12 protein-coding genes and 1 tRNA gene are annotated in these 14,235 nt (G+C 28.3%); 9 read left to right on the plus strand and 4 right to left on the minus strand.

From position 1 onward, the window contains the following. Positions 1-119 precede the first annotated feature (119 nt). Together ctlX and ACFOWD_RS06560 are read left to right on the plus strand one after the other, a co-directional pair. Complete coding sequence (gene ctlX, locus ACFOWD_RS06555; RefSeq protein ID WP_377409083.1) at positions 120-1,055, plus strand: citrulline utilization hydrolase CtlX; 936 nt, start codon at positions 120-122, stop codon at positions 1,053-1,055. After that, positions 1,055-1,729, plus strand: a complete 675-nt coding sequence (locus tag ACFOWD_RS06560) for a PrsW family intramembrane metalloprotease (protein WP_298992168.1) — start codon at positions 1,055-1,057, stop codon at positions 1,727-1,729. The genes ctlX and ACFOWD_RS06560 overlap by 1 nt, the downstream gene beginning before the upstream one ends. On the opposite strand, the gene ACFOWD_RS06565 is transcribed toward ACFOWD_RS06560, so the two are convergent. Both ACFOWD_RS06565 and pafA read right to left on the minus strand, forming a co-directional pair. Next, positions 1,719-2,837: a T9SS type A sorting domain-containing protein gene (locus ACFOWD_RS06565; RefSeq protein ID WP_377409085.1), complete on the minus strand. Its 1,119-nt coding sequence runs from the start codon at positions 2,835-2,837 to the stop codon at positions 1,719-1,721. The genes ACFOWD_RS06560 and ACFOWD_RS06565 overlap by 11 nt on opposite strands. Positions 2,838-2,842: 5 nt before the next feature. After that, positions 2,843-4,489 (minus strand): alkaline phosphatase PafA, encoded by a 1,647-nt coding sequence (gene pafA / locus ACFOWD_RS06570; protein ID WP_377409087.1) that lies wholly within the window; start codon positions 4,487-4,489, stop codon positions 2,843-2,845. 103 nt (positions 4,490-4,592) lie between these two features. Here pafA and ACFOWD_RS06575 point away from each other — a divergent pair, with 103 nt between their 5' ends. The 6 genes from ACFOWD_RS06575 (at position 4,593) to glpK (ending at position 11,578) form a co-directional block, all read left to right on the plus strand. Continuing rightward, positions 4,593-5,333 carry an MlaE family ABC transporter permease gene (locus ACFOWD_RS06575; protein ID WP_298992178.1) on the plus strand — a complete coding sequence of 247 codons (741 nt, stop codon included), beginning with the start codon at positions 4,593-4,595 and terminating at the stop codon, positions 5,331-5,333. A 1-nt stretch (position 5,334) separates the two neighbouring features. After that, complete coding sequence (locus tag ACFOWD_RS06580; RefSeq protein WP_377409089.1) at positions 5,335-6,102, plus strand: ABC transporter ATP-binding protein; 768 nt, start codon at positions 5,335-5,337, stop codon at positions 6,100-6,102. A gap of 62 nt (positions 6,103-6,164) precedes the next feature. Continuing rightward, positions 6,165-6,237 (plus strand) — tRNA-Lys (locus ACFOWD_RS06585). A gap of 83 nt (positions 6,238-6,320) precedes the next feature. Then, positions 6,321-6,848, plus strand: coding sequence for a CIA30 family protein (locus ACFOWD_RS06590; protein WP_377409091.1), 528 nt, complete (start codon positions 6,321-6,323; stop codon positions 6,846-6,848). Between the two features lie 58 nt (positions 6,849-6,906). Then, entirely contained in the window at positions 6,907-8,382 is a 1,476-nt protein-coding gene (locus tag ACFOWD_RS06595) for a DUF389 domain-containing protein (RefSeq protein WP_298992185.1), read from the plus strand. Between the two features lie 22 nt (positions 8,383-8,404). Beyond that, entirely contained in the window at positions 8,405-11,578 is a 3,174-nt protein-coding gene (gene glpK, locus ACFOWD_RS06600) for a glycerol kinase GlpK (protein WP_377409093.1), read from the plus strand. Here the strand turns inward: glpK and ACFOWD_RS06605 are convergent. Both ACFOWD_RS06605 and ACFOWD_RS06610 read right to left on the minus strand, forming a co-directional pair. Next, positions 11,575-12,174, minus strand: a complete 600-nt coding sequence (locus tag ACFOWD_RS06605; RefSeq protein WP_377409094.1) for a SprT-like domain-containing protein — start codon at positions 12,172-12,174, stop codon at positions 11,575-11,577. The two genes, glpK and ACFOWD_RS06605, sit on opposite strands and share 4 nt — an antisense overlap. Before the next feature lie 12 nt (positions 12,175-12,186). After that, complete coding sequence (locus ACFOWD_RS06610) at positions 12,187-12,867, minus strand: SDR family NAD(P)-dependent oxidoreductase (RefSeq protein ID WP_377409096.1); 681 nt, start codon at positions 12,865-12,867, stop codon at positions 12,187-12,189. Positions 12,868-12,932: 65 nt separating this feature from the next. On the opposite strand from ACFOWD_RS06610, the gene ACFOWD_RS06615 reads away from it, so the two are divergent. Beyond that, positions 12,933-14,207 (plus strand): metal-dependent hydrolase family protein, encoded by a 1,275-nt coding sequence (locus tag ACFOWD_RS06615; protein WP_377409098.1) that lies wholly within the window; start codon positions 12,933-12,935, stop codon positions 14,205-14,207. The last annotated feature ends 28 nt before the right edge of the window (positions 14,208-14,235 follow it).

Consider the following 14,235-nt stretch of genomic DNA (forward strand, 5'->3'; position numbering starts at 1 on the left):
AGTGAAAAATGATAATTGTTAAACAAAATAAAAAAAAAGTTAAACAAAACTTAAAATACTTTTTTGAATATGTTTTTTTAATGGTAAGAAAAAAATCTATTTTTGTCTTTTTTAAATAAATGTCTCAAACTACAAATTCAATATTAATGATTCGTCCTATAAACTTTAGGATGAATGAACAAACTGCAGTTAATAATTATTTTCAAGAAGATTTATCTTTAAGAGATTCATTAATTAATCTAAAAGCTCAGAAAGAGTTTGATGATTATGTAGATAAATTAAGAAAATTTGGTGTTGAAGTTATTGTTGTGTCAGATAATCAAGAAAATGATACTCCAGATTCAGTTTTTCCAAATAATTGGGTTTCTTTTCATAAAGATGGCACCATGGCCATTTATCCAATGTTTGCAGAAAATAGACGATTAGAAAGAAGAGAAGATATTATTCTTGAACTAGAAAAAGAAGGTTTTTTAATCGAGAATATAGTAGATTATACTTCTGCTGAAGATCAAAATATATTTTTAGAAGGTACTGGAAGTATGATTTTAGATAGGCAAAATAAAATAGCCTATTGTGCAATTTCTCCAAGAGCAGATGAAGAGTTGTTTATAGAGTTTTGTGAAGATTTCGAATATACTCCTGTAATTTTTACAGCCAATCAAACTGTTGATAATTCTAGAGAAGCTATATATCATACCAATGTAATGATGTGTATAGCAGAAACTTTTTCAGTAATATGCTTATCATGTATAGATGATAAAAAAGAGAGAAAGAATGTAATTTCTCATATAAAAAAATCAGGAAAAGAAATAATAGATATTACAGAAAAGCAAATGCACCAATTTGCAGGAAATATGCTTCAAGTAAAAGGTAAAAATAACGAGCTATTTCTGGTAATGAGTCAAGCTGCATACAATTCATTGACAAAAGAACAAATTAAAAAGATTGAAAAACATTGTAATATAATTTCAAGTTCTTTAGAGACAATAGAAACTTGTGGGGGTGGAAGTGCACGTTGTATGATGGCTGAAGTTTTTTTACCTAAAAATAAATAATGACATTACTCTTACTTTCTATTGCGCCTGCAATGATTATTATCGTTTTTATCTATTTAAAAGATAAATTCGAAAAAGAACCAATTCATTTTTTATTTAAGAATTTTTTAATGGGTGCTTTTTTTAGTATTTTAGTAACTTTACTATTAGGTACTTTACTTAGTAATTTTTTACAATTAAATGATGCTAAAAGTATATTTCAACAATTTATAAAAGCATTTATAGTAGTTGCTTTAGTAGAAGAATTTTCAAAATACATCATTGTAAAATATTATGCCCAAAAAAATAAAGAGTTTAATGAACCTTTTGATGGTATTGTATATGCAGTAATGGTTTCTATGGGTTTTGCAGCTCTAGAAAATATATTATATGTCTTTCAATATGGAGTTTCTACTGGTATTATTAGAGCTTTTACTGCTGTTCCTGCGCATGCAACCTTTGGAATTTTAATGGGTTATTTTATGGGTAAAGCTAAGTTTTCTAACCATAGGGTATATTATAATATTTTAGGATTAACTATGGCTACATTATTTCATGGAGCTTATGATTTTTTCTTGTTCATTAATTTTGTGCCTGGTATTGCTGTAGGTGCTTTTGTATCTTTAATTATTGGAATTGTATTGTCTAAAAAAGCGATAAAAAAACATCAAGAAGACTCTTTCTTTAAAGTTTGATGATTTTTTTTGATGTAAAACTCCTATCATCAAAAAGTATTTTTATCATATAAACTCCTTTTTTTAAAGCACTTATATTTATATTTTTTGAAGAAGATTTTAATACTTTCTTACCTAAAAGGTTATAGATATAAATATCTTTAATAGGTTTGTTTGAATTTATTATAAAGCTAGTTTTTATTGGATTAGGATAAATATTAGCTAAACTTTTATTGTTAAACTTAGTGCCTAAAGTTAAAGCCCTATTGTCTGTAAATTCAAATAGTTTTTGAGTAAAAGTAAAAAACTGATTATTACTAGCTTCTCTAGAAATGTAAAATTTACCATCATCAAAAATTGTGATTCCTTCAACTTGATGGCCAGCTCCAAGCTCATTTGTGAAAGAATATTTTTCAAAACCGTTACTAAATACATTTTCATCAGGACTTCTATTAGCACTAATAAATATCAAAAAAGGAGCAGTTGCATCATATCCACATAAAATAATATGATCATTAGAAGTTACAGCTCCTGTTATTAAGCCTTCAACATTAGCTTTACTAATCTTTATTGCTGTATAATTACCAGATAAAGTAGGTAGTTTATAAACTCTAGTTTCTACATTTAACCAATTCTTACTAAAAATGTAAAGACTATTATTATATGCTATTAAAGCTTCAGCATCAAAATTATTGTTATTAGGTCTAGTTGTAAAATCAGTTTGATCTTCATAATCAAAAGAAATAATTTCTGCAGTAACAGTATTGCTGTTCTCGAAATCTGATTTCAAAATTTTATAAATTTTTAAATCTGTTCTGTTACCATTATTATTACCAAAATCTCCAATGTAAATATGAGTATTATCTTCTGCAATATCTTCCCAGTCTACATTTGTAGCATTGGTTATATTAATGGTTCTAAGTAAATTACCATTTAAACTATCTAATTCGTATAAATTTGCTGAATCACCACTATCATTATGGGTAATGATTTTTCCTTTAAAAAATAACAATCCAGATGTTTCTTTTACTTGATCTGGTAATTCGAATTTATCTTTAAAATTACTTATTTGACAATGTATAGATAAATTAAAACCAATGAGTAAAATGTAAACAATAAGATCTTTCAATTGTTTTATTTTAAAGCTTCAACTATAACTCTACCAGTTGCTGCATTAGAGGGCTCTATTTGTAATAAATTAGCAATAGTTGGTGCTATATCTATAATATGATGTCTTTTACTAGATTTACCAGTTTTAATACCATTTCCATAAAAGATTATAGGTACATGTGTGTCATAATTATAACCAGAACCATGTGATGTTCCTTTTCTACCACCTGTTAATGTAGCAGGATAAGGTATCAATAATACATCACCAGAAAATTTTTGATTATATCCGTTTTGTAAAGAATTTAATATACCAGAATTAAAGTATGTTGTTTGTAATGTGTTAGCAGTAATTGCTTTATAGATGCCTTCACAATTAATAATTTCTTCTACAATTTTTTCAGCAACTTCTTTTTTTGAAAAACCTAAAGATTCAATAGTTTCTTTATTTAAAAAGATTTGATAATTAGAAAAGTTCTCTATGAGCTTGTCAGATTTAAAATATTTAAGAGTTACTTTTTTTAAGAAATTTTTGATATTTAAAGTTCCTAAATAATGAGCTGGTATTTTTAATGATTGCAAATAAGCAGGAACATGAACTGCTCCATGATCTGCTGTTAGAAAAAGAGTATAATTAGATTTGCCTACTTTAGTATCTAGGTAATTAATTAATTTTTCTATGTCTTTATCTAGCCTTAAATAGGTGTCTTCAATTTCTATAGATTGTGGCCCAAATTTATGGCCAATATAATCAGTTGATGAAAAGCTTATAGCAAGAAAATCAGTATAACTTCCTTTTCCTAAATTTTCATTTTCTATTGCAGCTTTAGCAAAATCTAAAGTTAAACTATTACCATAAGGCGTATTGTTAATCATTCCTAAATTACCATTTTCATCCTTTAATTCTTTTAGATTATATGGAAATGTAGGTGTTTCTTTTCCTTTAAAAGTTCCTTCAAAATCATTATTATCATCAAAACTATTTGTATAAGTTTTTATATCATACAAGGTATTCCAAGTATTAGAAAGATATTTTTCAGGTACTTTTTTGTTATTAAAATCATTTACCCAATTAGGTAAATTATCCATGTAAAAAGATGAGGTGATAAAATTTCCTTGTAAACCTCCATCATACCAATAAGCAGCATTTGCTGTATGTCCAACTGGTAAAATTGCAGACCTATCCTTCAGTGCTATTCCAATAGTTTTTCCTTTATTATTTTGAGCTAAATGAAGCTGGTCTGTTATCGTGGTTGTCATTAATCTAAAAGGAGATCTTTGTCCTCTTTTAGAATCAGAGCCCACAGAATTATAATTGGTATCAGTTACACAATAAATGCTTTCTTTTAAATATTTATCATACCAATTGTTAGAAATAATACCATGATTATTTGGTGTTGTACCTGTATAGACAGAGGTATGTCCAACAGCAGTATAGGTTGGAATATAATTAAAATGTGCGTTTTCTAATGTAAATCCATTTTCTATTATTTTTTTAAAGCCTCCATCACCAAAACGATTGTAGAACCTAGTTATATAATCGTATCTCATTTGATCAACAACAATACCAACAACCAATTTAGGTTTTATATTATTTTTTGAATTTTTCTTTTGAGAATATGTTTTTATAAATAAAGATAAAAACAACAGGAGTAAAGTCGACTTTTTTATCATAAAAATAATCTGTTTTAAATTACAAATTTACCAATTTTAATATTGAGGTAACTAATTTTATATAGTATAAATGTTATTTCTTAATTTAGCTTAAAATTATTCCATGAATTATTTAGAGCATATTGGAAAATACTTTATGATGCTTGGTCAAGTTTTTAAAAAGCCTCAAAAGTTTAGAGTATTTTATGAATCTCTTTTTAAAGAAATTGAAGAGTTAGGAGTAAAGTCTTTAGGCATTATAATGTTTATTTCCTTTTTTATTGGAGGAGTTATTGCATTACAAACTGCACTAAATTTAGAGAGTCCTTTTATCCCAAAATCTTTAATTGGTTTTGCTGCAAAAAGATCTATTATTTTAGAGTTTGCACCAACTTTTTGTTCTATAATTTTAGCTGGTAAAGTAGGCTCATATATAACTTCTAGTATTGGTACTATGAGGGTTACAGAGCAAATTGATGCTTTAGAAGTAATGGGTATAAACTCATTAAATCATTTGGTTTTGCCTAAAATTTTAGCAACTGTATTTTTTTATCCTTTTTTAATTGCATTAGCAATGGTGCTAGGTATTTTTGGTGGATGGATTGCAGGTGTACTTTCTGGTTTATTTAGTGGAGTAGACTATGTAGTTGGCTTACAAACAGATTTTAATCCTTTTTTAGTTACTTACGCAATCATAAAAACTTTGGTTTTTGCATTCTTAATTGCAACAGTGCCTTCTTATCATGGTTATTATGTTAAAGGAGGTTCAATTGCTGTTGGAAAAGCGAGTACACAATCTGTTGTTTGGACAACTATACTAATTGTTATCGCTAATTATTTCTTAACACAAATGCTACTTACATAAAATGATTCAAGTTAAAGATTTACATAAAGGATTTGGTGATGTTCAAGTTTTAAAAGGTATTACAACAACTTTTGAACCTGGAAAAACAAGTTTAATAATTGGGCAAAGTGGTTCAGGAAAAACAGTATTTCTTAAGTCTTTAATTGGATTGCATACCCCAGAAGAAGGTACAATTGCATTTGATGGTAGAGTTAATACTAAATTTACTAATGAAGAAAAAAGGCAATGGAGGCAAGAAATTGGTATGGTTTTTCAAGGAAGTGCATTATTTGACTCTCAAACTGTAGAAGAAAATGTTATGTTTCCTTTAAAAATGTTTACAGATCAATCTCAATCAGAAATGTTAGATAGAGTAAACTTTGTGTTGAATAGAGTAAACTTAGAGAATTCTAATTATAAACTACCAGCAGAATTATCTGGTGGAATGCAAAAAAGAGTTGCTATTGCAAGAGCAATAGTTATGAATCCTAAATATTTATTTTGTGATGAACCAAATTCGGGTTTAGATCCTCAAACAGCAACAGTAATTGATAATTTAATTCAAGAAATTACAGATGAATATAAAATTACAACAGTAATTAATACGCATGATATGAATTCTGTGATGGAAATTGGAGAAAAAATACTTTTTTTAAAAAATGGTATAAAAGCATGGGAAGGTACTAATGAAGAAATCTTTAAAACTGATAATGAGGCAGTTGTTGGATTTGTGTATTCTTCTAATCTTTTCAAAAAAGTAAGAGTTGCATATTTAAATGAAACTAATTAGAAAATTGGTTTGTTTTTTTAAAATTAACTTATATATTTGCACCCGCTAAAATGAAAAAGAATGACCTGGTAGCTCAGTTGGTAGAGCATCTCCCTTTTAAGGAGAGGGTCCTGGGTTCGAGCCCCAGCCCGGTCACAGAAAAAGCCTTGTATTTAATACAAGGCTTTTGTTTTTTTTAAAATAACGTATTTTTAAAATTCAATTTTAATAAAATAAAAATGAATTATTTATTCATAATACTACTCTTTATGAACTTATTTTCTAATATAATTTTTGATTTTAAAGAAAATAGTAATCTTAATAATTGGCAGATAGTTGATGATGTTGTTATGGGAGGTAGATCTCAGGGAAATTTTAAAATTAATGAATTTGGTAATGGAGTTTTTTATGGAAATGTTTCTCTAGAAAATAATGGTGGTTTTTCATCATTAAGATACCAGTTAAATAAAAAAAATATTAGTTCTTTTTCTAAAATAGTACTTAAAGTAAAAGGTGATGGTAAAAAATATCAATTTAGAATAAAAAATAAAATACAAGATTATTATTCTTATGTAATTGAATTTGAAACTTCAAAAAATTGGCAAGAAATAGAATTAGAAATATCAGATATGTATCCTGCTTTTAGAGGTAGAAGATTAAATATGAATAATTTTTCATCAGATTTTATAGAAGAAATTCGATTTTTAATAGGTAACAATAAAAATCAGTCATTTCAATTAGAAATAGATAAAATATACTTGAAATAATTTTTTAATAATTTATACTTGTTTTTGTATCTTTCTGCAATACTAAATTTATAGATTGATGGAAGAAGACATCAAAAAAGAAGCAGAAAAGAAGTCATATTCAGAGATTGACGCAAAATCAGAAACTGTTAGAATTATTGAAATTCTAAAAAGCTTTTTAATTAGTCTTTTTGACTTTAAAGACGATACAGACCACAAAGCAACAATTGAAGCAATTAAAGCAGATATTCCTTTTAAAGGAGCCACTGCATGGATTTTAATTTTTGCAGTATTTGTAGCTTCTATTGGGTTAAATGCAGATTCTACTGCTGTTGTTATTGGAGCCATGTTAATATCGCCATTAATGGGGCCAATTTTAGGTTTAGGAATGTCTTTTGCGTTAAATGATATTAATACCTTTAAAAAATCATTAACTCATTTAGGAATCATGATTGGGCTAAGTTTATTTGCCTCATTTATGTTTTTTTATTTTTTTCCATTAACTTCAACAACAGAAGGAACTTCTGAATTATTAGGTAGAGTAAGTCCAGATATAAGAGATGTTTTAATTGCATTTTTTGGTGGTTTAGCACTTATGGTGGCAAGAACAAAAAAAGGTACAATAGCTTCTGTTATTTTTGGAGTAGCTATTGCTACAGCTTTAATGCCTCCACTTTGTACTGCTGGATTTGGTTTGGCAAGTGGTAATTTTTCTTTCTTTTTTGGAGCAATGTATTTATTTATCATAAATACAATTTTTATTGCTTTGGCTTCTTTTATTGTACTCAAATTATTAAAATTTCCAATGCATAAATACGCAAATTCTGTAACAAGAAAGCGTTATGCAACTATTGCAACTGTAGTTGGACTAGCAGTGATGATTCCTGCAATATTTACTTTTATAAGTGTTTTTAATGAAAGCCAAACAAAAATTCAATTTAGTAGATTTATAGAAAATGAGGTGAAGAAAATTCCTAAATTTCAATTACTTGGAGATCCTGATTTTGACTACAAAAAGAAAGAAATAAGAATGAGTTTTTTTAATGAAGTAACAGATGATGTTAAATACGTTTTAAAAAATCAACTTAATGATGAAGAATACAATAGACTTAAAGACTTTGATTTAAAAATAAAAGGTAGTGATACCAAGAGTTTTGAATTAATAACAACTGCATATCAAGAAAAAAGAGAAGAACTACAACAAAGTAAAAACATCATAGACGGTTTACACAAACAAATTGCAGATTTACAAGAAACAATTTCTAAATTAAATGCAAGAATTGAGCAAGATGCTTTAAACCGAAATGAAAAAGCGGTTGCATTTAGTAGAATAGCTAAAGATGCCAAAATTAGATATATAGATATAGAAGAAATTGGTTTTGCAAGTATGTTGTCTTCTAAAGATTTTATTAAAATAGATACAATTCCTGTTGCAACAATTAAATGGAATGTAAAACTACATGACAGTATTATTTCCCCAAAAGAAAGAGAATTAAGAACTTGGTTACAAAAAGAATTGGAGCTAGATACTTTATTCATAAAAAGGGATAAATAATAACATTACTTACAAATCTTAAATGATGGAAAAAAAATATGTAGTTGCATTCGATCAAGGAACAACAAGTACAAGAACTATCATATTTAATAAAGAAGGAGAAATTGTTGCTGTAGCTCAAAAAGAATTAACTCAACATTATCCTAAATCTGGTTGGGTAGAGCATAATCCTGAAGAAATATATCAAGATCAACTTTATACGTTTAAAGAAGCAATAAATAAAGCAAAAATTAATGCTAATGAAATTGTTTCAATAGGTATTACAAACCAGAGAGAAACTACTGTTGTTTGGGATAGAAAAAGTGGAAAACCGATTTATAACGCCATTGTTTGGTTAGATAAAAGAACAGCTTCTATTTGTGATGATTTAAAAAAACAAGGATTAACTAATTACATAAAAGAAAACACAGGTTTAGTTGTAGATCCTTATTTTTCTGGAACAAAATTAAAGTGGATTTTAGATAATATTGATGATGCTAAAGAAAAGGCAAATAAAGGTGACCTTTGCTTTGGTACTATAGATAGTTGGTTAATCTACAAATTTACAGAAGGTATAAAACATGTAACAGACCATACAAATGCATCTAGAACATTAATTTATAATATAAAAAATTTAGAATGGGATGATACATTGCTAAAAGCATTAGAAATTCCTAAATCTATGTTGCCTACTGTTCAAGAGTCTTCCTCTAATTTTGGAACAGTTTTTATTGATGGTGTTCAAATCCCAATTCAAGGTGTTGCTGGAGATCAACAAGCAGCTTTATTTGGACAAGGTGGATATAAATCTGGAATAGCAAAAAACACCTATGGAACAGGTTGTTTTATGTTATTAAATGTTGGTAAAAATCAAGTAATTTCTCAAAAAGGATTATTAACCACATTAACTTGTAGTATTGAAAATGAACCTATTAATTATGCTTTAGAAGGCAGTGTCTTTGTGGGTGGTGCATCTATTCAGTGGCTAAGAGATAAAATACAATTGATTAAAAATGCTGCAGAAACAGAGGCTATTTGTAATAGTATTCCACCATTAAAAGATATTTATGTTGTACCTGCTTTTGCTGGTTTAGGAGCTCCTTATTGGGATGCTGAGGCCAAAGGAAGTATCTATGGAATGACTTTAGATACTGGAAAAAACGAAATCATAAAAGCTACTGTAGAATCTTTAGCTTATCAAACAAGAGATGTCTTAGATGCTATGATTCAAGATTCTGGTAAAGAAATGATTGCACTTAAAGTTGATGGTGGTGCAAGTGCAAATAATTATTTAATGCAGTTTCAATCAGATATTCTAAATGTTGATGTAGATAGACCAAAAATGATTGAAGTTACTGCTTTTGGTGCTGCTCTTCTAGCAGGAATTAAAGCAGGTTTTTGGCAAAAAGAAGAAATAGATGAGTTAAGAAATACAGATGTTTTGTTTTCACCAAAAATGAAATCAAAACAGAGAAATAAAAAGTATAAAGGTTGGTTACAAGCCATTGAAAAAACAAGAACAACAAAATCAACTACAAAAGAAGATACTTTACGTTTTTCGGTTTTAGATAGAGATAAGCAACTTAAAAAAATAGTTTCTAAAAAATTTGATATTGTTATTATTGGTGGAGGTGTTACTGGAGCAGGTATAGCTCTAGATGCTGCATCTAGAGGGATGAATGTGTGTCTAATAGAAAAAGACGATTTTGCTTCTGGTACAAGTAATAAATCAACAAAACTAATACATGGTGGTTTACGTTATTTAAAACAATTGGAAATTGGTTTGGTACGTGAATCTGGATCAGAAAGGGCTATTGTACACAAATTAGCACCACATTTAGTTATTCCAGAAAAGATGTTATTACCACTAACAGAAGGTGGTACTTATGGCAAAATGATGACTGCTATTGGCTTAAAAGTTTACGATTTATTAGCCAATGTTGGTGGAGATGATAGGAGAAGAATGTTAGACAAAAAAGAAACGTTTCACAAAGAGCCTTTATTGGATAAAGATTTGGTTTTAGGAAGTGGCTATTATGCAGAATACAGAACAGATGATGCAAGACTAACTTTAGAATTACTAAAAAAAGCAGCTGAATTTGGAGCAACGATTATCAATTATTGTGAGATGGAATCGTTTGTTTATGATGCCAATCAAGAAATAGAGAGTTTAAATTGTATCGATTATAATTCAGGAAAAAGAATTAATATTAGAGCAAGAAATTATGTTTCTGCAGCTGGTCCTTGGGTAGATAAAATTAGAAAGAAAGATAATTCTATCAATCATAAATATTTACACTTAACAAAAGGAGTACATATTGTTTTCCCTCATGAAAAATTACCTATAAAACAATCTGTTTATTTTGATGTTGAAGATGGTAGAATGGTTTTTGCAATTCCAAGAGGTAGAGTTACTTATGTAGGCACAACAGATACTAATTATAATGGAAATTTAAATAGAGTAGTAGCTACAAAAGAAGATGCTTTGTATTTAATAAAAGCAGCTAATGATGCTTTTCCAGACATCAATTTAACCATTGATGATATCGAATCTAATTGGGCTGGTTTACGTCCTTTAATTCATGAAGAAGATAAAGACCCATCTGAGTTGTCTAGAAAAGATGAGATTTTTATTTCTAAAAGCGGATTGATTTCTATAGCAGGAGGTAAATTAACAGGCTATAGAAAAATGGCTCAAAGAGTGTTAGAAAAAGTTACAGATAAGTTACCTAACAAACGCAAAAGAAAATTAAAGAAATCTTACACAGACGAAATTCCATTAGTTAGTCCTACTTTACATACGTATGAAGAAGTTGAAGTTTATGAAAAAGAGTTGCAAGATGAATTGGCTTCAAAAGGGATTACTCAAAATTATTATGCTTGGTATTTAGTGTCAACTTATGGTAAAAATGCAAACCTGATTAGTAAACGAATGGATTTTTATGCAAAAGGAACTCCTGTTGAAAAATTAATTAGAGCTGAGGTTTGGTATAGTATCCATTTTGAAATGGCTAATAGTTTAGCTGATTTTTTTATTAGAAGAACAGGAAGTCTTTATTTTAATATAGAAAGTGTAACTACATATTTTGATTTAGTAGTAAAAGATTTTATAAAATACTTAAGTTGGGATGATGTAAAAGTTGAGTGTGAGAAAGAAAAAATGAAACTTTTAATTGCTGATGCTAAAACCTATTATGATAAAGAGTTTGAAGCTTAATTAGTTTGATTATATAAAATTACTTCAGCATTTTTATTAAACAAATAGGTTTTATTGGTTTGCAATTGTAAACATTCAAATCTTGTTCTTCTTAATTTTCCTTTTTTATACACTTGATTTTTATAGATAAATAAAGATGAAAACGGAATTTCAAAAACAAATACCTTTCCATTTTCGGCCTCATTATTTCGTAATACTAAAGATAAATTAGTATCTGAATCTGTGCTAGCTTTTGGTTTTTTTAAATAATTAGCTAAATAAGGCAGCATTTCTTTAGGATAAATCTCAGGAGTCAAAAAAGGCAACATTAAATGCTGAAAAACAGTTTTCCATTCTTTTCCATGAGGTTGTACTCTTCCAAATTTTTGATGTGTTACATGATGTGCAATTTCATGCACTAAAGTCAATAAAAATTGATATTTATTTAAGTTATTATTTACGGTTATTTGAAATCTTCCATTTGGTAATTTTCTAAAATCACCATGTTTGGTTTGTCTTTGATTTACAATTTTTAATTCAAAAGAATGTTCATCAATTAAAAATTGAACAAAAGGAATAGCTTTTACAGGAATATAATTTTGATAGTTAGTACTCAAACAAAAACTAAATTAAGGAGTTGTAGATGAAACTTGTAAAATTTTACCATTATAAAATTGATGACCAGTTAAACTAAAATTATAGATATAATTAGCCATCTCTTCTGCAGAAACAGGAGCTTGAAAACCTGGGAAAGCCTCTTGTAACATTTCTGTTTGTACAGCACCTAATGCCAAAACATTAAAAGCAATTTGTTGTTCTTTATACTCTTCAGCTAATAATTCAGATAAGGTAATTACAGCTCCCTTTGCAGACGAGTATGCTGCTAAACCTGGGAATTTCATACTACCTTGTATGCCTCCCATAGAACTAATAGTAACAACATGGCTGCCTTTTTGTAAATAAGGTATTAAGCTTTTTGTTAATTCTGCAACACCAAAAACATTTACTTTATAAACTTCTAAAAAATCATCAGAAGTTAATTCTGTAAAAGGTTTATTTACTAGTTTTCCAGCATTATTAATTAATATATCAACTTGTTTCCAGTTGTTTTTTACAAATTCTGTTACTTGTAAAATTTCATCATTTTTACAAAGATCTACAGAAAGTGTTTTAATGTTTTTATGATTTAGAGCTACAAGGGGTTCTGTATTTCTTGAGATTGCTAAAACATTATGGTTTTGATTTGCAAATAATTTTGCTAATTCATAACCAATTCCTCTACTAGTTCCAGTAATTACAACATTCTTCATATAGTAAAATTTTCAAGAAGCAATCTACTTAAAATTTCATACATTTAAGAATTAAAATCTTAGAAATGAAAAAATCGTTTATCCTTTTATTTAGTTTACTTTTTATTCAAAACATCATATCTCAAACCACATATATTTTATGTGGTAAGCTAGTAGATACAAAGTCTGGAAAAATTGAATCAAAAAAAACAATTTTAGTTGAGAAAACTAAAATTATAGATGTTATGGATGGGTATATCATGCCTAAAGGAGCTAATCTAATCGATTTAAGAGATAAAGTTGTTATGCCAGGTTTAATTGACATGCATGTGCATTTAGAAATGGAATATGATAATAAAACTCAAATTAGAAAGTATATTACAGATGAAGCTGATATTGCATATAATTCTGTAAAATTTGCAGAAACTACTTTGTTAAATGGGTTTACAACTGTTAGAGACTTAGGAGGAACAGGAGTTAATATTTCTCTTAGAAATGCCATAAATGCAGGTAAAATTCCTGGTCCAAGAGTATTTACTGCTGGTAAATCTATTGCAACAACAGGTGGTCATGCAGACCCAACAAATGGTAGTAGTAGAAAATTAATTGGAAATCCTGGACCAAAAGAAGGAGTTGTAAATTCTGTAGAAGATGCAAAAAAAGCAGTTAGACAACGTTATAAAAATGGAGCAGACTGTATAAAAATAACTGCAACTGGGGGTGTTTTAAGTGTTGCAAAATCTGGAGATAATCCGCAATTTACAATAGAAGAAGTAAAAGCAATTTGTGATATGGCTAAAGATTATGGTATGCATGTAGCTGCACATGCTCATGGAGATGTAGGTATGCAAAGAGCAATCATTGGTGGTGTAAAAACTATAGAACATGGTACCTATATGAGCGATAAAACTATGGATTTAATGATAAAACATGATGCTTATTTAGTGCCAACAATTACTGCAGGAAAAGAAGTTGCTGAAAAAGCAAAAGTTAAAGGATTTTATCCAGAAATTGTAGTTCCTAAAGCTTTAGCTGTTGGGCCACAAATACAAGGTACTTTTGGTAGAGCTTATAAAAAAGGAGTAGGTATTGCTTTTGGTACAGATGCAGGTGTTTTTAAGCATGGTGTTAATGGTAAAGAGTTTGGTTTTATGGTAGAAGCTGGTATGCCTGCTATAGAAACTTTACAATCTGCAACAATTACAAATGCGATGCTTCTAAAAATGGATGATGAGATAGGACAAATTAAAAAAGGTTTTATAGCTGATATAATTGCTGTTAATGATGATCCTACTAAAAAAATTGAAACTATGGAAAATGTAGTTTTTGTAATGAAAGAAGGTAAAGTTTATAAAAAATAGTATGCTTAAACCTAATAGGATGTTTTGA

Source organism: Polaribacter marinivivus (assembly GCF_042651285.1).
Lineage (GTDB): Bacteria > Bacteroidota > Bacteroidia > Flavobacteriales > Flavobacteriaceae > Polaribacter > Polaribacter marinivivus.